The organism is Pseudomonas sp. RC10 (assembly GCF_038397775.1).
Taxonomy (GTDB): domain Bacteria; phylum Pseudomonadota; class Gammaproteobacteria; order Pseudomonadales; family Pseudomonadaceae; genus Aquipseudomonas; species Aquipseudomonas bambusae.
Window position 1 is genome coordinate 928,026 of the sequence record NZ_CP151650.1, and the last position, 24,900, is coordinate 952,925.

Sequence of the window (24,900 nt, forward strand, 5' to 3'; positions counted from 1 at the left end):
TTGAGGGCTCATTCATGGTATCGTGAGAGCTCACGGTCGCGCAGCTCTTGGAGCTCCTCACGTTTCCGTCCGTATTCGTCAGGGGAAATCTTGCCTTCCTTCATCCGCTTGAACAGGGCATCGTCCTTCTCTTGATACAGCTTAAGAGTCTGGCTTTCGTGAACACCCTGTACTGCTTCATTGACGTTTTCATTGTATTTGAAGACTTTTTGTAAGTATGTTCTAAGCGAACGTAGGGACTTGTGACCAGTCCACTCTTGAACTTTTTTTAAAAAAACTTCGTCGTTTATAAGTGCTTGCTCGAATTCGTCTTTGCTGTTGAATTTGTGTCTCTCGATTAAGAGCGTAAATAAGTTTCCTATGAAAGCATGCCTGAACATATGTGCGCAGGCTTGTTCCGGTATGCGGGCTGCTTCCCTTAGGTCTGATATCGTCTTGGTGTGAGTTTCAATGGCTAGAGGTTTGCCAGTGGTTTCAGATATAAACAGGTAGTCATTTTTTTGTTTTGGGTGTTCTTTTTGGATATGTTGTCTTTCACTGATGTATTCTTTGACCTCGAGCAGGGCGATGGCACTGACGGGTACTTCTCGTATGTGGACTTCACCTCGCTTAACGGTGATCATGTTAAGCATTGGGTACTTCATGAGCTGTGCATTGCGTATGGATTTTAATGTTATTGATGCAATTTCTGCTCGACGCGCACCAGTATACTGCAGTAAAGCTATAAGAGCTCTATCTCTGGATTTTATAAAGTCTGACTTTTTAGACTCGTCAACTGCCGCCTCAAGCCGTTTTATGTTGTGTTGAGGGATTGGATCGCGTGTGTGTTCTCTGAATGGCAGCGGAAAAGAATGGTGCGTTTCCGTTGTCGTAACTTTGTGTTGGGCGTTAAAATTTGAGATGATTTTCTCTAGTGATGTTTTAATCGTTCCTTCGGGTGAGACAAATTTCGGATCTCCATGGAAATCGCCAACCCATTTCAGGAATTTTAGGCACTCTCTTCCAATGGCTCTGGTGGTTTGATCAATCCGCTTTTTCTTGTCGGTTCTTTTTTGGCTAAGCTCTTCAATAATGGAGATTATAAAGTCTTCAAAGAAACGGTCGTCGATTTGAAAAGGGTCGACTTTTTTTATCCAGCACCGCCTAATAAATTGGCTCACATAACTCGCGTATTGACCGAGGGTGCCCCCTTTCCTGTCAAGGAGTCGGCCATCTGCGGAGATCTGCGCATGCTTTCCTGAAAGGTGGAGCAGGTATAGGTTGGCGATAAGGCACGGAGTGCCGTTGGGCCAAGATATGTATGGGAATTTGTAGAAAGAGCTTAAGCGCGTTTTTCCGCTCGATATTCCATCGAAAAGTTCTACGTTATCTAGGGTTTCAACTAAGAACCTATCCGTTTTCATCGCCTTTTCTCTTAGGTTGAATGATTGATATCGAAGCGGAGGTTAGAGGTGGAATTTGATAGTTCTCAGGGTTCAGGCTTGTAATGGCCGTAATTCGTTTGACTAATTTGCTTGCCCTGTTTTTTCTGCTTAGGTCGTCAGGTGCGTCAAGTACACTGTCGATTTCAAATCTTACTTCGGATAATGTCTGAAGAAGAATAAGATTTGAACGTTTGAGGGCTTCAAGGCTAGCCGAAAGCTCGGTTATTTTTTCGGTGAGAGCCTCTCTAGTCCTTGAGTTTTTAGGGGCGGGCTTGTTGTTTTCGATTTCTACCGCTCTTAACGCGCTCCTCCGCAGGTGATCTACTGCCGCGAAGCCTCCAGGTATTCGCTCCTCGCACCTTGTTTTGAAGGTGTTTAAGCTCATGGATATGATATTTAGTGAGTCTCCATCAATTTCAATGTCGAGGCTAAGTTTGGCTATTGAGCTCTGGCTGGCCAATGCATTCGTGATGGTTGGCTCGCTGGCATATTTGCTAGGGTGTGCGATGACCGCTCGCAGAAGTTTTGTTGTGCTTTCAAGCGATACTGTTTGTTTGTCTTTCAGATCATTCCAGCTCATTTTTCTTTCTCAGGACGGCAAGGATTTCGACTTGGTACCCGGTATCATTTTGAAGGAATTCAGGTGTCAATTCTAGCTCACCAGTCTCCATGAGGAAGTCGAAGTAACCGGCGAGCTTCTCGGCGTCCATCACGGACACGTTCCGGGTACCAAACTGGCCTTCAATGAGATCGATAATGTCCGTGAAATGAGTGGCTCCCCCAGATGCCATGCGTTCACCTAAGGCCTGAGCCAGAGTGTTACGCAGCTCCTTACCAGGTAGCTCCTCGGTGATGTAATTCCAGATGTGAGCAGGATCGCCATGGCCAAACATCCACTGGAGAACAGCGACGCTGGATCCATAGCCGCAGTTGAGAAACACAAGGGCAAAGAACCTGCGAAGCTGATGCTGGCGTAGATAGTAGCGTCGGCCTTGGGAGTCTAAGCCCACTTGGAAATAGTCACAGAACAAATCAATGTTCTTGTAGTACAGGTAGATGTCGCAAGGTGTCAGGGATGACATCCCGAACACGCCGGGGGACGAAAATAGCGGAAGAGTCTCAGTGATGTACTCGCAGTTCAAAAGCTCTTGCTGAAAGCTTATGACCGTCGAAATCATTTCCGCTGCCAATGGATCAATCGGCCTAGCGTTCGTCGATCTCAGCCCTTTGCGCCCCTTGGATGATTTGGCGAGCGGAGCAATCAGCCATTTCTGATCCTTGCTCAAGCAAACCTTGGGATCCAAGCCTCGGAGTTCGGTACCGCGTTTTGCCATCGTGGCTCCGACCACAATTTGTATTGCCCCAAAATACACTCCGATGAGCTCGAGTAATCCGGCATTGTCCCTCAGGCGACTGAAATAAATGGCCTTGCCCTGTTTACGCTCTTCCGTTGGCGTTTTACCCAAAGAGCGAGCTGAAATCCCGAGTTGACTTACCCCTAACTCAGCAATGGCAGGCTCTAAGAGTGAGATCAGTTTTTTATGAGGAATGCTAGTGATGTTGATTTGCCGCTTGAGTGCGTGTTTCGCAACGTTGACGTAGCTCTGCAAGAGGTCAGCGCCGTGTTCCAAGTGAAGCTCAATTGCATCCCGCACGGCCTTGAAAATAATATCGGTGGGAACGTTCTTGAAGCGTCCCATTTGCGAGCCAGTGACCTTATAGATAGCTAGCTTCCTAAGGTCTTCAGCGCTTGGAAGTATCAACCCAGTCTGATTAAGCTTTTGCAGTGCGACGAAGCATGTCTTGTACAGTGTCAGATCCCTTTTGGTCATCCGGTCACGGTTGGTCGAAGTGACAGGGACACCTTCAAGCTCACGGGTAAATCTGTCTTCGTACTTGATGAACCCCAAAATTCGGTGCATCGGCTTGAGCCGCCAGCTGCCAGCCAGAGTATTGGAGTACAACTGTTGGCTGATTTTCACCGAGTTAACGTTGTACCCACCTGTTGGTATCGAGTGATAAAGCTTCTTGACGAAAAGTGCGGCCCTAACCTGTGGGACGAGTGCCAAGGGGATATCCAACTCATTAGTTTCAAGCTGCTCAGGGGTGATGACACTCAGGTAGGGATGGGCTTGGAGTGCTTGGCCTATTTCTCCGGCATCGCTCTGCTCCAGGAGCGACAAACAGAATTCCTTGAGCTTCCTGTTCCAGTCATAGGTGCTATTGGACACAATGCTACTGGTTCCAACCTGCGCTAAGATGCCTCGCATTTCATCGTAGGTTAGGCTGCCCAAGCCGCCCTCGCACAGCTCCAACGCTTCACCATTTTGAAGGATGTGGTCAATCAATGTCAGCGTGCGCCTGAAATCAGCTGCTTGGGCGTGCATGCTATTTGAATGCCGTTGGCTACCCGAATTTTGGGTACTCACGATCAGCCACGCGCGAAGTGCCTTCAAAAGATCGGCGTTCTTCTCGTCAGTAAGCAATGAGCCGTCGTACAGGCGGACTCCCCAATCAAGTGTCTGGTCTTTTTTATATTTGAAATTGTAGAGCCACACTCTGGAGTCGAAGCTAGACACCAGCCATGGCGCGGACATGAATCGGGTAATGTCGCGCCGGTTGAACAGGCTGGCGAACTGGGCGAGGTGCTCAGGATGTTGCATAGATCATCTTCTCAAAGGTGGACGCGTCGTGATTTTCGTACGCGAACTTCAAATGCTGTTGGAGCAGAGGCTTGGAGCTCTTGAGGATGAACTGCTCGACCTTGTCGCAGACCTGTGCCCAGTAGGTGGCTAGGCCTCGAACCTTCTCTGGCTCCGGGCTCTGTTTCACGGCAGCCCTCACAGAAATCAGAGCGGTCATGCTGGCGGGTGATACGGAGACACCAACTTCAACCACTTCACCATCGGCCACCTTGTTTTCCGCCATTGTCCGAAGATTTTCAGGGATTTCCTTGAGCGTGTACCGGCTTAAGAAATTATGGAGTTCTTCAAAGGTGTCAAACTTTGCGGCGCGCAGCAGGAGAGGGCTATCTTTCATCGCTTCACAGATGATTCCCTTCTGAAAAATTCGGATGTATCGAGTGGCGAAAAAATCGTAAATGGCTACCGGTAGGTAGGACTCCATCAGATCTTTGTTGTAGAACGCATGCCCTAGCTTTCTGGCTAACCGAGAGAGGCTTTGATGTTTTATGTAATCCGCAACTGCGGATTGAGCACGTATTCTACCGATTGATAATTTTTTTAGGAAAATTGTCAGTTCATCACCATGCTTTTCAGTAAAAGGGCCAACCTTCTCGATCAGCATCTTTCTAATGGGGAGCTGGCTCTCTATCTTGTCTGCGGTCAGTAAGTTTACGTTCGCTGACTTAGGGTAGCTAAAGCTGGTACCAGAGGTTAAAAATAATTTTTGCCAATTAGGATCGTTGTTGTTCTTCAGGTAATCTCGCAACGGCTGCGTGACCTGTTCAACTGTTCGCACCAGTGCGGCAGCTCTGGGACATAGAAGAATTTTCAGCTCTGAACTCTTGCTTCCCCGCCTGTCCTTGAATCCGACCAGCACGTAGCCTTTATCCGTTTTGTAGAAAGATACTCGTTTGGGGCCATCCCAGATTACCAGGTCTGCGAGAAAACCAGCCGTAATTTCGGGGTGATATATTGTTAGCAGGTACTGAATAGGAAGTAGTGCGTGGGCTGTTGGTAGACCTAGGAACTTTGCTAGCGCGGGAAGCCGTTCGCCATATCGCTGACGAGCGGCGACAGTAAGACTCATCCCCTCAGCCTCGAACGTATGACAGATGTTGTTCAATCCGGTCTTTTGAAAGTCATTGAAGTGACGAGATTTACGGTTCACGAAATCCAAAATGGTGCCGGAACGTGCCAGCAAAATCCTGTTGCGCTGAGCTCTGCGCAATTTCAATGCCTCAGAGATTCCATATTTTTCGACCGTCCTAAGATCTCGCTGAACTTCGCCATAAAGCAAGTCGATGGCTTGGATGTCCGTCACATGAACTGGTACTTCGGTGAGAAGTTTGTCTTTGACTTCAATGCCGTCCTTGTTCTGTATAATATTGCGGTCGGCACCTGCTTTGGATATTCCTGGTGGAATAACAAATGCGTCTTCGTCCGCATTCCAAATGCTTGTTTTAATCAAGGTGCGGACGATAATGAGTCGCACCGTACGGAACGTTTTCCCATTGAGGTTCGGGTCTCCGTTGCGCTCATATCCTTCATGTTGGTAATGCCAAAAGTATGCTTCGGCAAACTCTTCCATCAGTTCGCGGGATTGAAAAGCTTCTGGTGGGAAACGAAAAGCATTGTCGGTGATGAACGCTGCTAAGTTGTTAATCATGTCGGTCTGGCATTTGGCGCGTTTCAATGCATCGCGCCTCATCGCTTCATGGAACGCCTTTGTAAATTCGGAGCCATGTGTTTGATACATGCCTGCGAGGCGCAACCAAACTGGCTTTCCTTTCTTGGCTTGAACACGCCAGCCGGCCCAGAAATGAACGATCTCGGGATTCAACCGGCTTTTGTTCCGTTCCCAAACGTCGTCGTAACGGGTCGATGATTTGGAACACCAGTCGACGGGCTGGAGGCCTGGAATAGTCTTCGCCAGTTCGGTCACCATACCGACCATTACCCTAGAAAGCTTGTGGACATACTCCTTCGTTAGGTGGGCGAGATCTCCAGCATTCAGGCTTCCGAGAAATATCTTTGTGACCTCCTCGAGCTTGGCCGCTGACAGCGTTTCCATCGCCAGACGCTCATCTAGGCAATGGCACAGACAGTCGAACAACCGCAGGGCCATGCTCTTGTGGGCATCCACACCAAGCCCCGTGCTCAGCAGCATTCGGCGTGCGAGATCATCATCGAGAGCCTGTAAAGGGTAGTTCTGGATGTATGCGCTGCTTTTGATGATTGTCAAGGTTTAGACCTTCAACGTTAACCGCTTTGGTGCCATCAAGATATGCCTATTGCCTTTTCTTGACAAGATGTCAAATCAGCAAACTCAGCGAGCGCAGTCTCGACGCCGATCTCGCCCTGGCCTTGAGCCTCAATGGTCGCGCCCTGTTTCGCGATGAACAACCCCTGAAAATCCTGCTGATGTCGGCGACGCTGGAAGGCGAGCGGCTGTCCAGTCTGCTTGATGACGCCCCAGTGATCAGCAGCGAAGGCCGCATGTTCCCGGTGACGATGCAGTGGGGGCGGCCGTTTCAGCCGGGCGAGTTCATCGAGCCGCGAGTGGTGCAGACCGTACTCGACGCGCTGGGCAACGAGACTGGCAGCCTGTTGGTGTTTCTGCCGGGACAGGCGGAGATTCGTCGCGTCAATCAACAGCTCGCCGACGCTTTAGGGGAGCGCAGCGACGTGATGCTTTGTCCGCTGCATGGCGAGCTGGACCTGAGCGCCCAACGCGCGGCCATCGAACCGGCCCCGAGCGGCAAGCGCAAAGTGGTGCTGGCCACCAACATCGCCGAGACCAGCCTGACCATCGATGGCGTGAGGGTGGTGGTCGATGCCGGGTTGGCGCGGGTGCCGCGTTTCGATCCGGGCAGCGGCATGACCCGGCTCGACACCCAGCGCATCTCCCGCGCCAGCGCCACGCAACGGGCCGGGCGGGCAGGGCGTCTGGAGCCGGGCGTGTGCTATCGGCTGTGGTCCGAGGCTCAGCATGATCAACTCGCGGCGTATGGCACGGCGGAGATTCTTCAGGCGGACCTCGCGGGTCTGGCGTTGCAGCTCGCTCGATGGGGCGTTGAGCCTGCGCAACTGGTCTGGCTCGACACGCCGCCCGCTGCCGCGTACGCGCAAGCCCAGGATTTGCTCGGGCGCCTCGGCGCTTTGACCCGCAAGCCGGGCGAGGACTGGAAGCTTTCAACCCATGGTCAAGCGATGGCCGAAGTGCCTGCTCATCCGCGCATCGCACATTTGCTGCTGCGCGGCCAGGCTTTGGGGCTTGGCGCGCTGGCCTGTGACGTCGCCGCGCTATTGGGCGAGCGCGACATTCTGCGTGGCGCAGGTGCCGATTTACACAGCCGTCTGACATTGCTAGCAGGCACTGAAAAAGCCGGGCGCGGTGCGCAGGGTGGTGTGCAGCGGGCCAAGCAGCTGTCGCGGCAATATCGCGGCTATCTGAAAGGGGAGTCGACGCAGCCTGTTTCCGATCCCGATCATTCTCGCTGGCTGGGCGCCTTGCTCGCCTTGGCTTACCCCGATCGCGTCGCGCAACAACGTAAGGCGGGTGGCGGTGAATACCGCTTGGCCAACGGCCGCGCTGCGCTGTTCGCTGAGCCTGATGCGTTGATGAAAGAGCCGTGGCTGGTGATTGCCGACCTCGGCAGTCGGCAGGGGCAGCGTGAAGAACGGATTTACCTGGCAGCGGAGTTCGATCCGGCGCTGTTCGAGTCGGTCCTGTCGGAGCAAGTGACCACGTTCGATCAACTGGACTGGGACGAGCGCGAAGGCGTGTTCCGCGCTGAGCGTCAGCGCAAGGCTGGGGAGCTGATCATCAGCCGCGAGCCGCTGACAGGGCTGGATGAATCAGCACGCAGCCAGGCCTTGCTGGCGCTGGTGCGACGCAAGGGGCTGGAGTTGTTGCCGTGGACGCCGGAACTGCGCCAATGGCAGGCGCGGGTCAGCCTGTTGCGCCAACTGGACCTGCAAAAACAGAACAGCAGCGAATGGCCAGATATCAGCAACGAGGCGCTGCTTGAGCGTCTGGAGCATTGGCTGATGCCGTACCTGGGCAAGGTCACGCGGCTCAGTCATTTCGGCAATCTGGACCTCTCGTCGATCCTGCACAACCTGCTGCCATGGCCGCTGCCGCAGCGACTGGACGAACAGGCGCCGCATCATTTGAGCGTACCGTCGGGCTCGTCCGTGCGACTGGACTACAACGAAACCCCGCCAATCCTCGCCGTGCGCCTGCAAGAGCTGTTCGGCCTGTCCGACACGCCACGCATCGCGGGCGGCCGACAGATCGTCAAACTGCACCTGCTTTCGCCTGCGCGCAGACCGGTGCAAGTCACACAAGATCTCGCCAACTTCTGGCGCAGCACCTATGCCGAGGTGAAGAAGGATCTGAAGGGACGCTACCCCAAACATTATTGGCCAGACGATCCGTTGATTGCCGAGCCGACCGCGCGGATCAAGCCGAGGAAGTAGCGTTACCCCTGTAGGAGTGAGCTTGCTCGCGATAGCTATTTTTCTGACTGATCAATGCTAGAGGGTGTAACGCTATCGCGAGCAAGCTCACTCCTACAGGTGAAGGTTGAGTTATGGCGCACCCGGCAACAAAAACCGCCCAATCACCGGCAAATGATCCGAAATCAACAACGTATCTTCCTGCCGAACCTGCGCGTCGATTCGCTTAAGCGCCGGGCTGTAAAACAGATAATCCAGCGTGCGATCCGGCCCATTCACCCGTGGGTCGTTGGGGAAGCGCGTGTACCACTTTCGCGGACTCTCACCGTTGACGTCGTCAGCGCGGATCAAGCCGAGGAAGTAGCGTTACCCCTGTAGGAGTGAGCTTGCTCGCGATAGCGATCTTTCTGACTAACCAATGTTAGAGGGTGTAACGCTATCGCGAGCAAGCTCACTCCTACAGGTGAAGGTTGTGTTATGGCGCACCCGGCAACAAAAACCGCCCAATCACCGGCAAATGATCCGAAATCAGCAACGTATCTTCCTGCCGAACTTGCGCGTCGATTCGCTTCAGCGCCGGGCTGTAAAACAGATAATCCAGCGTGCGATCCGGTCCATTCACCCGTGGGTCATTGGGGAAGCGGGTGTACCACTTTCGCGGACTCTCACCGTTGACGTCATCGTTGCTGGGGATCATTGGGTATTTTTCCCACAGCGCATGCAGCTGACTCTCAGGCGCGTATTGCTCGCGTTGTTCGGCGGGCAGTCGCTGATACTGTCCTTGTGGCAGCAGATTGAAGTCGCCACCGCTGACCCACAGCGTTCCGTTGGCTTCGAGCGTGTCCAGCCGTTGCGTCGTTGCAGCCACCTGTCTTTGAACGGTGTCATCGCCGGGTTTGAAATCCCCCAAATGCGTGTTCACCACCGCCAGTTGCCCACCATCGCGAAGCGGCAGATAACTCACCAGCAAAGCGCGCTTGGGTTCAAATAGACGACCCAGCCAGTTGCCACTGGGTGAGGGCAGTTGCAGGCGCTCGGCCGTGTCCAGTCGATAGCGACTCAATGTCGCCAGCTTGGTGCCGACGCTGCCGTAGATGTGCGGGTTAGGCACGAAATCCGATTTCCAGTAAAACGCCTCGGTGCTGCACGGGTACAGATCTGTCACCCGCTCCTGCAACAGTGCCAGTTGATTGGTGTAGCCGGTGTTTTTGGCGCCGTCATCGACCTCCTGCAACAGCACGATGTCCGGCTGCTCGTCACGAATGACCCGCGCCACTTCATCCAGGTTGTAAGCAATGTCTTCGGGAGTCGGGCGTTCATCAGGGCCGCTGCCGTCGGAGAGGTCGTACCAGAACACATAGCGTTTGCCCGCGAGGTACTGAACATTCCACGTCATGACTTTCAGCGCCTGACCGGGGACGAGGATGGGAGGTGTGGCGTCCTTGGCGTTGCAGGTGACCGGCATCTGCTCTTGGCGGGCGGGGTGCCAGGTCACGTCGTAGATCAGGCCCGCCGCCAGAACGACCAACAGCGCAAAGGCGATGAGGTAGCGCAATGAACGTTGCATCGGCGCTCCTCAGGCCGGTCGGACGGGCTCGTCGATCAGCATGAACAGACGGAACATCACCACGCTAATGAACAGCTGCAAGAAGCTGGAAATGCTGTCCACTGCCAACGACAGCAGCGGGCTTTGCTGATCGGGCAGCACGTACAGGCTCAGGCCTTCAAGCACCGACAGCGGAATGTAAACGAACAGCACGCACGCCAGAATCCGTACCAGATGCCCACGCGTCATCTTGAAGCTTTCGCGCATCGCGTCCAGCGGCCCCAAGCCACGCAGCACCAGCAGGTACTCCGAGAACACCAGCTTGATCATCACCCACACGCCGGGAACGATGAACAGCGACAGACCGGCCATGATCAGCAGCGTACTCAACGCGGTCAGCACCGCGAAGGTCGGCCAAAGGCGCAACGTGGCGGCCAGCAGGTCACGCTTGGCGGGTGTTTCGCCACGGGTCTTGGCGGCGAGGAACAGAATCAGCGCGCCGGTGTAGAGTGGGTAAAAAAGCAGGCCAATCAACAATTGCCAGCTCGCAGAACCGTCCGGGCCCACAGCACTGGCGAGCAGTTGCTTAGTCAGGGCTTCGAGAATCACCAGTGGCAGGCACAGCGTCACGATGGTCGCGAAATGGCGGCGGAAAAAGTAAAGCGAGTCTTGAATGATCGTCAGCGGATTCATGAATGGGTCACAGGAAAAACCAGGCGGACACTTTAACGTATGAGCGGTCTTACGGGCCAATAAGGCAGGTCTGACCCGCTTCTTAACTTTTTCTACACTCTATTGAAACGCCCTTGAAACGCCCCATTACTGTTTGTGTCTGACCATTGTGGTCACGTCACAGAATTCTTACGGCAATCTAACGAGGTCGCCATGAACAGCGAAGAGCAAACCCTGATCGACGGCTTGTTTACCAAACTCAAACAAGCGGAAACCGAGTCGGCCCCCCGAGACGCCCAGGCCGAGGCGCTGATCAAGGATCACCTGACACGGCAACCCGGTGCCCCGTATTACATGGCGCAGGCGATTCTGGTTCAGGAAGTCGCTATCAAACAGCTGGAAGCCCAAAGCCGTCAGCGCGACGAGCAGATTCAACAGCTCCAGGCTGAGCTTCAACGCGCCAAAGCCCAGACACAAGCCGCGCCGGCCCAGAGCAGCGGCGGTTTCCTGTCGAGCATCTTTGGCGGCGGCTCCCGCGATCCGCAGCCACAGCAGCCGGCGTCGTCCTTCTCGCGCCCATCGAGCCCTCCACCGGCATCGGGCAGCGGCTGGCGCGACGGCCCTGCCAGCCCACCTCCGTACAACCCGCCCCCACAAGGCAACTACGCGCAGCCTCCACAACAGGCGCCCGCAGCCCCCATTGGCAGTGGCTTTCTCGGCGGTGCGTTGAAAACCGCAGCCGGTGTGGCCGGTGGCGTGATGCTCGCTGAAGGCATCAGCAGCCTGTTCCACCACAACAGCCAGCCCCAGGAAATCGTCGAAATCATCGAGCAACAGCCGGCGCAACCGGCTGCCGATCATGATCTCGGCAATGGAAACAGCGGCTGGGGCGACGACCAGCAGCGCGTGACCAGCAACGATGGCTGGGGTAATGACTCCGGTGGTTTCGCGGACACTGACTACAGCAATGATGACAGTGGTGGTTTCTTTGGTGGTGATGACGACGATTCTTACGTCTGAAGACTCATCCGTAACCGCATGTAGCCTTTCCGGCTGCATGCGGTTCCTTGTTTGATTGTTCGCAGAACATTCACGCCTCGCCCCTCAACAGGCACACAGACCTTCAATCCCCTTCTCAAACTGGCATACTGAGCGCCGATCCGGCGTTCGGGTCGAAGTCGCTTGTCAGCGCATCGAGGAGTTCCGGTGAGAAGAATCGCGGTGTTTGCCGACGTACAGAACCTGTATTACACCGTTCGTCAGGCTCATGGTTGTCACTTCAACTATGCCGCCTTGTGGGCGGACATCAGTCAGCGTGGGCAGATCGTCGAGGCATACGCTTACGCCATTGATCGCGGCGACGCCAAACAACAGCAATTCCAGCAGATCCTTCGCAACCTCGGGTTCACCGTCAAACTCAAGCCCTACATCCAGCGCAGCGACGGCTCGGCCAAAGGCGATTGGGACGTGGGCATCACCATCGACATCATGGACGTTGCTCCCAACGTCGACGAAGTCGTGCTGGCGTCGGGCGATGGCGACTTTGATCTGCTGCTCGAACGCATCATCAGCAAGCATGGGGTCGAAGCTGTCGCTTATGGGGTTCCGGGCCTGACCGCCAATTCACTGATCCGCGCCGCCAGTCGATATGTGCCGATTGAAGGCGGGTTGCTGCTTAAAAGCTGAGGACTGTAGGAGTGAGCTTGCTCGCGATTTGGGTCTGCCTGATACCACAGTGTTGAATAATCTGCCGTCATCGCGAGCAAGCTCACTCCTACAGGTGAACTGCGTCAAAACGTAATATTTAAAGGTTTTTCCATGCAAGAACGCATCGCCGTCATCGACTTCGAAACTACCGGCATTTCTCCCAACAGCAATTGTCGGGCGACCGAGATTGCCGTGGTCATCATGGAAGAGGGCGTCATCGTCGAGCGTTATCAGAGCCTGATGAACGCTGGCGTGCGTATACCGTCGTTCATCGAATCGCTCACCGGCATCAGCAACAGCATGCTTCGTACCGCGCCCCCGGCCGAGCGAGTCATGAACGAAGTGGCGGAGTTCGTCGGGTTGACGCCACTGGTCGCGCACAACGCCGCGTTCGACCAGAAATTCTGGGACTACGAACTGTCCCGTATCAAACGTAACCGCGAGCAAAGCTTTGCTTGCTCGATGCTGTTGGCGCGACGTCTACTGCCTGCCGCGCCGAATCACAAACTCGGCACGTTGACGTCCTGGGCGGGGCTGCCAGATACCGGCAAGGCTCACCGGGCCATGGCCGATGCCGAGATGGCGGCCAACCTCACGGCGCACCTGAGTCAGGAACTGCGCACCACTCACGGTCTGGCCGGGGTTTCCCACAAGTTAATGTGCACGTTGCAGAAGGTCCCCGCGAAAAAAATCGCTGAGGCAATCAGCAAGCATCGTGGGTTCTGAGGGTTGATCAGATCTGGCTGAAAAAGTGTATGGGTCTAAAAACCTTCAGTTGTTACTGATTCTGTCAGACCAATCTTCCTACAATAGTGCTCCAAAAATCCGAGTGACTGTCTTCCCCGCAGGACCAACACTCAGAATAAAAGTTGAGCCTTTCATGCCTGCTTCTCGCCGCTTTCCCTTGCTGCTCATCGGGGCCTTCTTCGCGCTGTACGTGATCTGGGGCTCGACCTACCTCGCTATCCGTATCGGGATTGAAACCTGGCCACCCTTGATGATGGCAGGTGTTCGCTTCACCATTGCTGGCTCGATTCTGTTCGCATTCATGCGCCTGCGCGGCGCGCCGATGCCCACGTGGAAGCAATGGAAAGCCGCAGGAATGATCGGTTTTCTGCTGCTTGCCTGTGGCAATGGCGCCGTGACCCTGGCCGAACATGCGGGCGTTGCGTCGGGGGTGGCGGCGTTGGCGGTCGCCGTAGTGCCGCTGTTCACCCTGTTGTTCGGGCTGATCTGGGGTCATCGCAACACCCGGTTGGAATGGGCGGGGATCGTGCTCGGGCTGATCGGCATAGCACTGCTCAACCTCGGCTCCAACCTGCAAGCCAGCCCCATGGGCGCGGCACTGGTCATTTTCGCGGCAGCCACATGGTCATTCGGCTCCGTGTGGAGCCGCTACCTACCACTGCCCGCTGGCCCCATGGCCAGCGCCTGTGAAATGCTCGTCGCCGGAGCCATGATGCTGATCGGCAGCTACGTCAGCGGCGAGCGAATGACCCAATCCCCCGGCCTGTCCGGCTGGCTGGTCATGGCCTACTTGGTGGTGTTCGGCTCCATCGTCGCGTTCAGCTCGTACATGTACCTCCTGAAAAACGTCCGTCCCGCTGCCGCGACGAGCTACGCCTACGTCAACCCGGCCGTCGCCGTCATGCTCGGCGTCCTGTTCGCCGACGAACACATCGGCCCGGCTGAATCCGCAGCCATGGCCGTGATCATCAGCGCCGTGGTGCTGATCGGGTTGCCGCAGTGGCGCAAGCAGAGTCCGGTGCAAGCAGGTTAAACTGCGCGCCATTGGCTCTTCACAGCCCTAATGCGCTGACTTTTTTCCAACGGTAATCCCATGACATTCGCTTCTCTCGGCCTGATCGAACCCCTGCTGCGCGCGCTTGATGCGCTTGGCTACCAGACGCCTACTCCTGTTCAGGCCAAGGCTATTCCTCCCGTGTTGGAGGGCCGTGATCTGATGGCGGCCGCGCAGACCGGCACTGGCAAGACCGCAGGTTTCGCTCTGCCGTTGTTGCAACGTCTGACAATGGAAGGCCCGAAAGTGGCGGCCAACTCGGTGCGGGCATTGGTGCTGGTGCCGACTCGCGAGCTGGCAGAGCAGGTGCATGAAGCGATTCGCCAATATGGGGAACACCTTCCGCTGGCCACCTATGCGGTTTATGGCGGCGTGAGCATTAATCCGCAAATGATGAAGTTGCGTCGCGGTGTCGATGTGCTGGTGGCCACGCCGGGTCGTTTGCTCGATTTGTACCGTCAAAATGCAGTGAAGTTTTCTCAGGTTCAGACGCTGATCCTCGACGAAGCCGATCGCATGCTCGACCTGGGCTTTTCGGAAGAGCTGCGCGATATCTACGCCGCGCTGCCGAAGCGTCGCCAGACGTTGCTGTTTTCCGCGACGTTCTCCGATTCGATCCGCGCGCTGGCGGGGCAGATGCTCGATAACCCGCTGAGCATTGAGGTCAGCCCGCGCAACGTTGCGGCTTCGTCGGTCAAGCAGTGGGTGGTGACGGTCGACAAGAAGCGCAAGAGCGAGCTGTTCATTCATCTGTTGAAAAAGCAGCGCTGGAGTCAGGTGCTGGTATTCGCCAAGACCCGCGTCGGTGTGGACCAGTTGGTGGATCGCCTGCAGGGCCTGAGCATCAACGCCGACGGCATTCATGGCGACAAGCCGCAGGCGACCCGTCAGCGGGCGCTGGATCGTTTCAAAGCGGGGGAAGTGCAGATTCTGGTGGCCACTGATGTGGCGGCTCGCGGTCTCGACATCGATGATCTACCGACTGTGGTTAACCTCGACCTGCCGATCGTCGCGGAGGATTACGTGCACCGCATCGGTCGCACGGGGCGTGCCGGGCAGACGGGGGAAGCGATTTCGCTGGTGTGCGCGGACGAAGTCGAGCTGCTCAGCGCCATTGAAGTGCTGACGCGCCAGACCCTGCAACGCCGCGAAGAGCCGGATTTTATTCCTGAACACCGCGTTCCCGCGACGGATGCCACCGGGCAGATCCTGAAAAAGCCGAAGAAGCCGAAGAAACCAAAAGTCAGTGGCAGCAAGCGCAATCTGGGCAAATGGGTCGATAGCGGCGAAGTGGCTGCCGACGTGCCCGCTGCAAAGCCCGTGCGAAAGGTGCCGGTCTTCAATACCGGTCCGAGGAAGCGCAAACCCTGATCCGGGAAGACGCCTCTATTCTGGGGGCTGGCGCAGTTGTATCTGTGGGAGCGAATTTATTCGCGAAGAGGGCGTGCAACTGATACCTCTCTGTCGCCTGTTGCATCTTTCGCGAATGAATTCGCTCCCACAGCTTCAGTGTGTTGCCGGACCATAGCGGTCGCAGGCAATCACTCAATGCGCGTTCAGGACTTCCTGATACAGCGCCGCATAAGACCGCACCATCTTCTCCGCCGTGAACACTTCCTCATAACGTTGAGCCGCCTTGGCGCCCATGCGGCTGGCCAGTTCCCGGTCATGCCACAGGGTGTTCATGGCCGCTGCCAACGCATTCGAGTCACGGGGCGGGACGACCAGCCCGGTTTCATTGGCGATGTTGATGAACGTCGTACCGCTGCCCATTTCGCAGGAAATCATCGGCTTGCCGTACATCGCGCCTTCCAGCAGCGAAATGCCAAACGACTCCGAACGCAGGTGAGACGGGAAGACGAACGCTTCGCACAGCGCGAGCAGTGCGTTTTTGTCCTCGTCACCCAGTCCGCCCAGGAAGGTCACGTTGCTCAGCCCAAGCGCAGCGGCCTTTGCTTTTAACTGCTGCTCTTCATACCCGCCGCCCATGATCACGACGGGCAGCTTCGTCTGATGTGCCGCTTCGAGCAGGAAGTCGAGGCCCTTGTAGTAGCGCAGTGCGCCTACGAACAGGAAGAAACGCTCGCCCAATTGCTGTTTCCAATGCGCGAGTCTGGAGGGCGAGGGCGCCTGGTAGGTCGCGCGGTCCAGGCCATACGGAATGATCTCGACCTTGTCTTTGAAGCGGGTCAGCACCTCACTGCTGGCGGCGTAATTCGGGGACGACGCCACAATCCGGTCAACGCTCCCGAGAAAGCGATTCATCAGCGGCGAATACAGCTTGAGCAGGGTTTTCTGTTTGACGATGTCCGAGTGATAGCTCACCAACGAGGGCTTCTTCATCCGTGTCGCGAAGTGCGCTACGTCCATATAGGGCCATGGAAAGTGGTAATGCACGACGTCTGCCTGAGCCGCCAATGCTTTGAAATCCTGAATCCCGGACAGCGAAAAGCCTGTCGAAGCAACATGGAAATCCTGTTTCGAGCGATGGGTAATGTGATTGCCCACGGTCTGATTGCGAGCCGAGCCGTTCGCGCTGAGGTACAGCACTTGCGGCTCGATGCCGTAGACCGCACTGCCTTGCGCCAGCTGAAAAATGACTTGCTCGATCCCGCCGCCCGGTGTTTCCGGGTAGTAGGTTTTGAAGAAGTGTAGAACTTTGATCATTGTTGTTCCGAACGTACGAATGCAGGTGCGTGGCCGGTGTCGTGCGCGAGAGCCGGCATCGAAGAACGCTTTTCACTGACAGGCAGAAAGAAGGCTTCGATTGAAGATGGGAGAGCCGGTTGCGCTCGTGACAGAGAGGCAACCGGCTGCGCGGTCAGAGAAAGGCAGACCGCATCCGATCAGTTGGCGCGACCGTAGACGTCTTCGAAACGCACGATGTCGTCTTCGCCCAGATAATCGCCGCTCTGCACTTCGATCAGCACCAGATCGATGACACCAGGGTTGCTCAGGCGGTGTTTGTGACCGGCGCGGATGAACGTCGATTCGTTGGTGTTGAGCATCAGTTCCTGGTCATCGTTGACGATCACAGCCATGCCGCTCACAACGATCCAGTGTTCGCTGCGGTGATGGTGCATTTGCAAGGACAGCGATGCCTTGGGCTTGACCACGATGCGCTTGATCTTGAAGCGCTCACCGTTTTCCAGCGTGGTGTACGTGCCCCACGGGCGGTGCACGGTGCGGTGCAGGAGGTGCAGGGTGTGGCCGGCTTTCTTGAGTTGGCCGACGATGTTCTTGACGTCCTGCGCGTGGTCTTTATGCGCGATCATCAGCGCATCGGGGGTGTCGACGACCAGCAAATCTTGAACGCCGACCAGCGCGGTGAGGCGATCTTCGCTGTTGACGTAGTTGTTCTTCGCGCCGTGAGACAGCACTTCACCTTCGAAGCGGTTGCCGTTTTCGTCTTCCGGTGTCAGCTCACTGACAGCGTTCCACGAACCGATATCGCTCCAGCCGATGTCGCACGCAACGGTCACGACCTTGTCGGAACGCTCCATCAGCGCGTAGTCGATGGAAATGTCCGGCACGTCGCCGAACGAGGTCGGGTCCAGCGCCAGGCAGCGATAGCGATCGGCCTGGGTCAGACGCGAACGCTCCATGGCAACCGCAACGGCGCTGAGTACGTCCGGTGCATGCTTGGCGAACTCTTCCAGCACGGTGCCCACCTGGAAGCAGAACATGCCGGAGTTCCAGAAGTAGTTGCCCGCCGCCAGATAGGACTCGGCCGTGGCCAAGTCCGGTTTCTCGACGAACCGGGCGACCTGCAGGCCGCCGTTCGAGTCGATCGGCGCGCCCGCTTCGATGTAACCAAAGCCGGTTTCAGGGTACTGAGGCTTGATGCCGAAGGTGACCAGAAAGCCTTTTTCCGACAGCTGCACGGCTTTGGCGACTGCTTGCGCGAATGCTGCTTCGTTCTGGATCAGGTGGTCGGCGGCCAGGACCAGCATGTGCGCCTCGGAGCCGTGGGCTTCTTTGAGTTGCAGGGCGGCCAAGGCGACGGCGGCGGCGGTATTGCGGCCGAAAGGCTCAAGAATGTAGCTCTGAGCGACGCCGCTGGTATTCACGGTCCGGTACTCGTCTTCTGTCTTGAAGAGGAGTTCGCGGTTAGTGACTGTCAGTACTTCCGAAACACTGTCCAGCGCCGCAGCACGCAAAAAGGTTTTCTGAATCAGGTTCTGTCCGTCAGGCAGGGTCATGAAAGGTTTGGGATGGGCCTCGCGCGAAACGGGCCACAACCGGCTACCAACGCCGCCAGACAAAATTACGGGTATCAATCCCATGGTTTTAGAGTCCTGATAGTGCTTTCGGGTGGCATAGCGAGGGCAGACGCATCCAAATGATTAAGTTTCATATCGTCGAAAACGTGAAGTTTCCGGCGACGATCATACGCGTAGATAAAATGTTTCAGAAGATCAATTGGACAATGTGCTGCTGTTTCGGTCCTGCCATCCGGTGCCGGGACGGACCTGCGATCTCATCATGCCATTGCCTTTCCTCCCACGACCCCTCACCATCGCTTTCCGGTTATCTGTTTGCCTGATGGACTCAACGAATTGGCAGTACGTTCAGCTCATAAGCGCCCAGGGTTGTGGTGGCTTTTGGCGCTTGCACTGGCGTGCACGGCGTGTACGAGCTATCTGACGGCTGATTGGGATTTCGCGCTGATCAGCAGAAGAGCCGAAGCGCTGTACGGTCCGTTAGGGGCTGGCAAGCAACGGATCGACGCTTGGCAGAATCTGCTGGCGACCGAGAAGCAGGTCAGCGAGATGGACAAGCTGACGGTGGTGAATCAGTTCTTCAATAAACAGATGCGTTACGAAGAAGACATCGACCTGTGGCATGAGGTCGATTACTGGTCCACGCCCATCGAGTCGCTGTGGAAGGGCGCGGGCGACTGTGAAGACTACGCCATCGCCAAATATTTCAGTCTGCGTCGGCTGGGCGTTCCAAGCGAGAAATTGCTGATCACCTACGTCAAGGCGTTGCGCCTCAACCGTGCGCACATGGTGCTGACCTATTATTCGAGCCCCAATGCGATGCCGCTGGTGCTCGACAGCCTCATCAACGAAATCAAACCCGCCAGCGAACGGACGGACCTGTTGCCGGTTTACGCCTTCAATGCCGGAGGGCTGTGGCTGCCGGGTGCGCAGGGCAACAAGAAAGTGGGCGATACCAAGCGCCTGTCGCGTTGGCAGGACGTGTTGAAGAAAATGGCCGCCGAAGGCTTCCCGACCGAGCCTGAGAATTAGGAGTACTGATGTCTCTGTTCAAACAGCTGTTGATCGCTATCTGTCTGTTTCTGGTTGTCGCGTTTGCGGGCAGTTTTGTCGTCAGCCTGGAAAGCTCGCGGGCGCAGTACGTCAATCAGCTGCAGTCTCACGCGCAAGACGCCGCGACGTCGTTGGCGCTGTCGCTGACTGCCAACATCGACGACCCGGCGATGGTTGAGTTGATGGTGACGTCGATTTTCGACAGCGGCTACTACGCCAGTATTCGCGTGGTGGACCTGGCGACCAATGCCGTGATCGTCGAGCGCAGCGCGGAGCCTGACAATCAAGGCGTGCCGCAATGGTTTATCAACGCCATCGGCTTGGCACCGGGAGGCGGCGAGGGGATCGTGAGTCGCGGCTGGCAACAGACCGCGCGAGTCGAGGTGGTGAGCCATCCAATGTTCGCATTGGCCAAGCTGTGGCAGAGCGCGTTGGGCAGTCTCGGCTGGCTGGTGTTGTGCGGCATCGTTAGCGCATTGCTTGGGGCGCTGCTGCTGCGTCGTCAACTCAAACCGCTGGATTACATGGTTGCGCAATCCCAGGCGATTGCCCGTCGCGAGTTTTTGACGCTTCCAGACCTGCCGCGCACGCCTGAGCTGCGTCGGGTGGTGCAGGCGATGAACCAGATGGTCGATAAACTCAAGGCACTGTTCAAGGAAAGCTCGGAGCGCAGCGAGAAACTGCGCGTTGAGTCTTATCAGGACAGCCTGACGGGTTTGTCGAACCGGCGGTACTTCGACATGCAGCTCAAGGCCCATGTCAGCAATCAGGAAGAACACCGGGCGGGCCATCTGCTGCTGTTGCGTGTCCAGGACCTTGCGGGTCTGAACCTGCGCCTGGGCGGCAAGCGCACCGACGCCCTGCTGATCGCGGTCGCACAGTTGTTGCTTTCGCGCTGTGAGAAATATCCGAAAATCCGGAACCTCATCAGCCGTTCGCGGGGCGGTGAGTTCGCGGTGCTGGCGCCGGGCATGGCCCGTGAAGAGGCGCTGGCGCTGGTTCACGATCTGGAATTGGCGCTCAAAACACTCGAAGCCACCGGGGCGTCCGACGTGTCGCCTGTCGCGCACATGGGGTTGGCGCCCTATGTTCCTGGCGAGGCGCCGCTGACGTTGCTGGGGTTGGCGGATCAGGCACTGGCACAGGCCGAAACCCAAGGCGAGCAAACCTGGAGTTACGTCGAGAATGGCGAAGTCGCGCCTAGCGGTGATGATCAGCACACGTGGCATCGTGTGCTGGATCATGCGTTGACTCATGGTGGCTTCGAGCTGTTCTTCCAGCCGGTGGTCGGCACGCGTGATATCACGAAGGTGCTGCATTACAAGGCGTTGTCGCGGTTGGTGAATGAGCAGGACGAAGCTGTTCCGGCGGGGCGTTTCCTGCCGTGGATCGAGCGGTTCGGCTGGTCGAGCCGGTTGGACTTGCTGATGCTGCACCAAGTGCTCAAGCACCTTCAGACCCACGACCAGTCATTGGCGCTGAACCTGTCTGCCGCGACGTTGAGTGACCCTGCGGCGCTGAACCAAGTGTTTGACGCGCTGCGTCAGCATCCAAAACTGGCGGGGCGGCTGACCATCGAGATTGGTGAGGAGCAACTGCCTGAACAGGCGGTGCTTGAAAAACTCACTCGTCGCTTGCAGGCCGCTGGCTTCACGTTGGCGCTGCAGCGCTTTGGTGGCCGCTTCAGCATGATCGGTAACCTGGCGCACCTTGGGTTGGCGTATTTGAAGATTGATGGCAGCTACATCCGCGCCATCGACGAAGAAAGCCACAAACGCCTCTTTATAGAAGCCGTGCAGCGGGCGGCGCACAGCATCGACCTGCCCTTGATCGCCGAGCGGGTCGAGACTGAGGGCGAGCATTTGGTGATTGCCGAGATGGGGATCGAAGGGGTGCAGGGGCAGTTGTTTGGTGATCCGGCGCCTTGGAAGTAATACCGTTTGTCGTTTGAAGATCCCTTGCCCTCGCCAAGGCGCCCAAAAAAATGAAAAGTGACATTCTTTTGGCAGTGACATGGATTGGATCCCTGAAATCGCTTAAAAATCCTTTGCTTACTAGCGTCGCGCTCAGCGGTCGAAATCCTACATGAATTTCTGCTCACGGACGCGATCTGAAAAGCGTCAACGAAACGTCCTACAGCTCAACCTCTTAGGGCCTACGTGATTAACAACCTTTTCATTTATCAGTGGTAGTGGCGATGTTACACTCGCGCGCTTTTCCTGATACCCATAGCGGCAGTAGTCAAATATGCGCAGCACACATGAAAACAGCTTGCAGGCTGCTCTGAAATCTTGCAGGAGCAGTTTCATCTCGGTCGGCTTTTTCAGCTTGTTCGTCAATGCGCTCATGCTGGTTCCCACTTTCTATATGCTTCAGGTCTACGGTCGGGTCGTGACCAGTGGTAACCTCACGACGCTGTCGGTACTCACCCTGATCATGACCGTCCTCGTCATCACCATGGGTTCGCTTGAGTGGATTCGCTCGCGGATTATGGTTCGTGTCAGTACGCGTCTTGATGTGTTGCTCAGCCGCGACGTCTACAAAGCCAGCTTCAAACGCGCCCTGGAAAGTGGCGGTATGGATGCTTCTGCCCAGTCGCTCAACGATCTGACCGGCCTGCGTCAATTCCTGACGGGTAACGGCCTGTTTGCGTTCTTCGATGCTCCTTGGCTGCCTATTTATGTGGCCGTAATGTTCCTGTTTCACCCCTGGTACGGCTGGGTTGCGATTGGCAGCGCCATCGTCCTGCTGATTCTGGCGTACTTCAACGAGCGCTTTACCGGTAAGGCGCTGGGTCAGGCAAACAAAGAGAACATCTCCGCGACGCTGTATACCACCAAAAACCTGCGCAACGCCGAAGTCATCGAATCAATGGGCATGCTCAACACGCTCATCGAGCGTTGGAGCCGCCGTCAGCGCAACGTCCTGTTGCTGCAATCCTATGCCAGCGACCGGGGCGGCATCATCAGCTCCATTTCCAAGACCTTCCGCATGCTGATCCAGTCCTTGATTTTGGGCCTGGGTGCGTACCTGGCGGTGAACCACGAAATCAGCCCTGGCCTCGTAATCGCCGGTTCCGTGCTTTTGGGTCGTGCACTGGCGCCTATCGACCTGATCATCGGCAGCTGGAAAGGCTTCATCGCCGCCCGCTCCCAGTACGACCGCCTGAACGACATCCTCGACAAACAGAAGGCCGAGCCAGAGCGCATGTCGCTGCCGGTTCCGCAGGGCAACATTCTGGTCGATAACCTTATCGTCGGTGCGCCGGGCTCGAAATCCCCGATCATTCGTGGCATCAGCTTCGCCGTACCTGCGGGCGCGGTGGTGGGCATTATCGGTCCGAGCGCGTCCGGCAAATCTACTTTGGCCCGAGCGCTGATGGGCGTCTGGGCGCCGCAGCATGGTGTGGTCCGTCTCGATGGCGCCGACATTGCCAATTGGGACAAGCACGAACTGGGTCCGCATTTGGGCTATCTGCCTCAGGACATCGAACTGTTCGAAGGCAGCATCAGCGAGAACATCGCGCGTTTTGCCGACGTTGATCCTGAACTGGTGGTCAAGGCCGCGAAAACGGCGGGCGTCCACGAGATGATCCTGCAACTGCCGGAAGGCTACGACACGGTCATCGGCGGCGACGGCGTCAACCTGTCGGGCGGTCAACGCCAGCGCGTAGGTCTGGCCCGTGCGATCTACGGTTCGCCGCGGCTGATCCTGCTCGACGAGCCCAACTCCAACCTCGACGAAGTGGGCGAGCGTGCGCTGGCCACCGCCATTCAGGAACTGAAGCAGACCGGCGCAACAATCTTCGTGATCACGCACCGTACGACGATTCTGTCCCAGCTTGATCGCCTGCTCGTCATGAGCGCCGGTGGCATCAGCATGTACGGCCCGCGCGACCAAGTGATGGAAGAGTTGAACAAGCAACAGATCGCCGCTCAACAGAAAGCCCAGGTAGGCACAGGCGCGACCGCTCGCGCCTGACAGGAAGATATCGATGACCCGCACGCTCAGTATCCAACCCGATAACTTCTCGGATTTACCCGTATCGGACACCAAGACACGCCGTCTGGGTTTCGGCATTTTGCTGGTGACCTTCGGCATCTTCGGTGTGTGGGCAGGTTTTGCCCCAATCGACGGCGCCGTTTACGCGCCGGGCGTCGTGACCGTACAGGCTTACCGCAAGACGGTTCAGCACTTGGAAGGCGGCATCGTTAAGGACGTGCTGGTGCATGACGGTGACATCGTCAAGGCGGGCGATCCGTTGATTGTGCTCGATGACGCGCAATTGCGCGCCGAGTACGACATGAACCACAACCAGTTGATCGCGGCCAAGGCGATGGAAGCGCGTCTGATCGCCGAGCGCGATAACCTGCCGTCCATCGACTTCGGCTCCATGGCAGAAGCCGATACCCCACGGGGTGTCGAAGCGCGTGCCGGCGAAACCCAGGTATTCAACGCCCGTCGTGGCGCGCGTCTCGGTCAAATCTCGGTCTTACAGGAGCGCATTGGTCAGCTGAATCAGCAGATCAAAGGTACCGAAGACATGATCGGCACCAAGAACAACCTCGAAGGCTCATACACCGGCGAGATTGGCGACCTGAAAGACCTGCTGTCCCAAGGCTTCGTCGACAAGCAGCGCATGCTCGAGCAGCAACGCAAGCTGGATATGCTGAAATCGGAAGTCGCGGATCACCGCTCGACCATCACCAAGACCCGTTTGCAGATCAACGAAACTCAATTACAGATCTTGCAGATCAACAAAGACTTCAACTCTGACGTCGCCAAGCAACTGGCTGAAGTGCAGACCAAAGCCTATGACCTGCAAGAGAAGACCGCTGCGCTGGCTGATCGTCTGACTCGAATCATTATTCGTGCGCCGGATGACGGCATGGTCATCGGCATGACCGTTCACACCATCGGTGGCGTCGTGCGTCAGGCCACGCCTCTGCTGGACATCGTGCCTTCGGTGTCCGATCTGGTGGTGGAGGCTCAGATTCCGCCGCAAGACATCAACCGCGTTGGCATCGACAAACTGGCCGACATTCGTTTCAGTGCTTTTAACAGCGCGACCACGCCTGTGATCGAAGGCATCGTCACAGCCGTCTCGGGGGACCGCCTGACCAACGAGAAAACAGGTCAGCCATACTACCTGGCCCGCGTCAAAGTGACCGAAGCCGGTGCGCACAAACTGGGTGATCGCAAGCTGTTGGTGGGTATGCCTGCCGACGTACTGGTCAAAACCGGCGAGCGGACCATGTTGCAATACCTCTTGCAGCCGGCGCGTAACGCCATCTCGCAATCGTTGATCGAGGAGTGACTGTGCGTCTGT

The 24,900-nt window shown here is 56.6% G+C and carries 17 protein-coding genes and 2 pseudogenes; 10 read left to right on the forward strand and 9 right to left on the reverse strand.

Annotated features, from left to right (window positions below):
- Window positions 1-8 precede the first annotated feature (8 nt).
- From AAEO81_RS04320 to AAEO81_RS04335, 4 genes are read right to left on the reverse strand one after another with little or no spacing between them, the layout of a single operon-like run.
- Complete coding sequence (locus AAEO81_RS04320) at window positions 9-1,403, reverse strand: site-specific integrase (RefSeq protein WP_341961872.1); 1,395 nt, start codon at window positions 1,401-1,403, stop codon at window positions 9-11.
- A complete protein-coding gene (locus AAEO81_RS04325) occupies window positions 1,390-2,004 on the reverse strand; it encodes a hypothetical protein (protein WP_341961873.1) in 615 nt (204 codons plus the stop codon). Before AAEO81_RS04325 ends, AAEO81_RS04320 begins: the two co-directional genes overlap by 14 nt.
- On the reverse strand, window positions 1,991-4,087 hold the full coding sequence (locus tag AAEO81_RS04330) for a hypothetical protein (protein ID WP_341961874.1): 2,097 nt from the start codon (window positions 4,085-4,087) through the stop codon (window positions 1,991-1,993). The genes AAEO81_RS04325 and AAEO81_RS04330 overlap by 14 nt, the downstream gene beginning before the upstream one ends.
- Window positions 4,074-6,350 carry a hypothetical protein gene (locus tag AAEO81_RS04335; protein ID WP_341961876.1) on the reverse strand — a complete coding sequence of 759 codons (2,277 nt, stop codon included), beginning with the start codon at window positions 6,348-6,350 and terminating at the stop codon, window positions 4,074-4,076. Before AAEO81_RS04335 ends, AAEO81_RS04330 begins: the two co-directional genes overlap by 14 nt.
- A gap of 89 nt (window positions 6,351-6,439) precedes the next feature.
- On the opposite strand from AAEO81_RS04335, the pseudogene hrpB reads away from it, so the two are divergent.
- Window positions 6,440-8,590, forward strand: a pseudogene (gene hrpB, locus AAEO81_RS04340) (ATP-dependent helicase HrpB); the annotation flags it as partial.
- 111 nt (window positions 8,591-8,701) lie between these two features.
- Here the strand turns inward: hrpB and AAEO81_RS04345 are convergent.
- From AAEO81_RS04345 to AAEO81_RS04355, 3 genes and pseudogenes are all read right to left on the reverse strand, one after another.
- Window positions 8,702-8,881 (reverse strand): annotated as a pseudogene (locus AAEO81_RS04345) (endonuclease/exonuclease/phosphatase family protein); the annotation flags it as partial.
- A gap of 163 nt (window positions 8,882-9,044) precedes the next feature.
- A complete protein-coding gene (locus tag AAEO81_RS04350) occupies window positions 9,045-10,136 on the reverse strand; it encodes an endonuclease/exonuclease/phosphatase family protein (protein ID WP_341961877.1) in 1,092 nt (363 codons plus the stop codon).
- Between the two features lie 9 nt (window positions 10,137-10,145).
- Window positions 10,146-10,808, reverse strand: a complete 663-nt coding sequence (locus AAEO81_RS04355; protein ID WP_341961878.1) for a YciC family protein — start codon at window positions 10,806-10,808, stop codon at window positions 10,146-10,148.
- A 192-nt stretch (window positions 10,809-11,000) separates the two neighbouring features.
- On the opposite strand from AAEO81_RS04355, the gene AAEO81_RS04360 reads away from it, so the two are divergent.
- The 5 genes from AAEO81_RS04360 to AAEO81_RS04380 all read left to right on the forward strand — a co-directional run bounded on the left by AAEO81_RS04360 (window position 11,001) and on the right by AAEO81_RS04380 (window position 15,666).
- Window positions 11,001-11,807 carry a DUF2076 domain-containing protein gene (locus AAEO81_RS04360; protein ID WP_166597512.1) on the forward strand — a complete coding sequence of 269 codons (807 nt, stop codon included), beginning with the start codon at window positions 11,001-11,003 and terminating at the stop codon, window positions 11,805-11,807.
- Between the two features lie 186 nt (window positions 11,808-11,993).
- Window positions 11,994-12,473 carry an NYN domain-containing protein gene (locus AAEO81_RS04365; protein ID WP_166597513.1) on the forward strand — a complete coding sequence of 160 codons (480 nt, stop codon included), beginning with the start codon at window positions 11,994-11,996 and terminating at the stop codon, window positions 12,471-12,473.
- 132 nt (window positions 12,474-12,605) lie between these two features.
- On the forward strand, window positions 12,606-13,220 hold the full coding sequence (locus AAEO81_RS04370; protein WP_341961880.1) for a 3'-5' exonuclease: 615 nt from the start codon (window positions 12,606-12,608) through the stop codon (window positions 13,218-13,220).
- 154 nt (window positions 13,221-13,374) lie between these two features.
- Window positions 13,375-14,274: a drug/metabolite exporter YedA gene (gene yedA, locus AAEO81_RS04375; RefSeq protein WP_341961881.1), complete on the forward strand. Its 900-nt coding sequence runs from the start codon at window positions 13,375-13,377 to the stop codon at window positions 14,272-14,274.
- Window positions 14,275-14,334: 60 nt separating this feature from the next.
- On the forward strand, window positions 14,335-15,666 hold the full coding sequence (locus tag AAEO81_RS04380; RefSeq protein ID WP_166597516.1) for a DEAD/DEAH box helicase: 1,332 nt from the start codon (window positions 14,335-14,337) through the stop codon (window positions 15,664-15,666).
- Between the two features lie 174 nt (window positions 15,667-15,840).
- Here the strand turns inward: AAEO81_RS04380 and AAEO81_RS04385 are convergent, their stop codons facing one another.
- Both AAEO81_RS04385 and AAEO81_RS04390 read right to left on the reverse strand, forming a co-directional pair.
- A complete protein-coding gene (locus AAEO81_RS04385; RefSeq protein ID WP_341961884.1) occupies window positions 15,841-16,962 on the reverse strand; it encodes a glycosyltransferase family 4 protein in 1,122 nt (373 codons plus the stop codon).
- 179 nt (window positions 16,963-17,141) lie between these two features.
- Window positions 17,142-18,581, reverse strand: a complete 1,440-nt coding sequence (locus AAEO81_RS04390; RefSeq protein WP_341961886.1) for a mannose-1-phosphate guanylyltransferase/mannose-6-phosphate isomerase — start codon at window positions 18,579-18,581, stop codon at window positions 17,142-17,144.
- 306 nt (window positions 18,582-18,887) lie between these two features.
- Here AAEO81_RS04390 and lapG point away from each other — a divergent pair, with 306 nt between their 5' ends.
- The 4 genes from lapG to AAEO81_RS04410 all read left to right on the forward strand — a co-directional run bounded on the left by lapG (window position 18,888) and on the right by AAEO81_RS04410 (window position 24,888).
- A complete protein-coding gene (lapG, locus tag AAEO81_RS04395; RefSeq protein WP_341964459.1) occupies window positions 18,888-19,550 on the forward strand; it encodes a cysteine protease LapG in 663 nt (220 codons plus the stop codon).
- An 8-nt stretch (window positions 19,551-19,558) separates the two neighbouring features.
- A complete protein-coding gene (gene lapD, locus AAEO81_RS04400) occupies window positions 19,559-21,505 on the forward strand; it encodes a cyclic di-GMP receptor LapD (RefSeq protein ID WP_341961888.1) in 1,947 nt (648 codons plus the stop codon).
- Between the two features lie 313 nt (window positions 21,506-21,818).
- Entirely contained in the window at window positions 21,819-23,552 is a 1,734-nt protein-coding gene (locus AAEO81_RS04405; RefSeq protein WP_341961890.1) for a type I secretion system permease/ATPase, read from the forward strand.
- A 13-nt stretch (window positions 23,553-23,565) separates the two neighbouring features.
- The gene (locus tag AAEO81_RS04410) at window positions 23,566-24,888 is read left to right on the forward strand and encodes an HlyD family type I secretion periplasmic adaptor subunit (protein ID WP_341961892.1); all 1,323 of its coding nucleotides are present in this window, start codon (window positions 23,566-23,568) and stop codon (window positions 24,886-24,888) included.
- Window positions 24,889-24,900 lie beyond the last annotated feature (12 nt).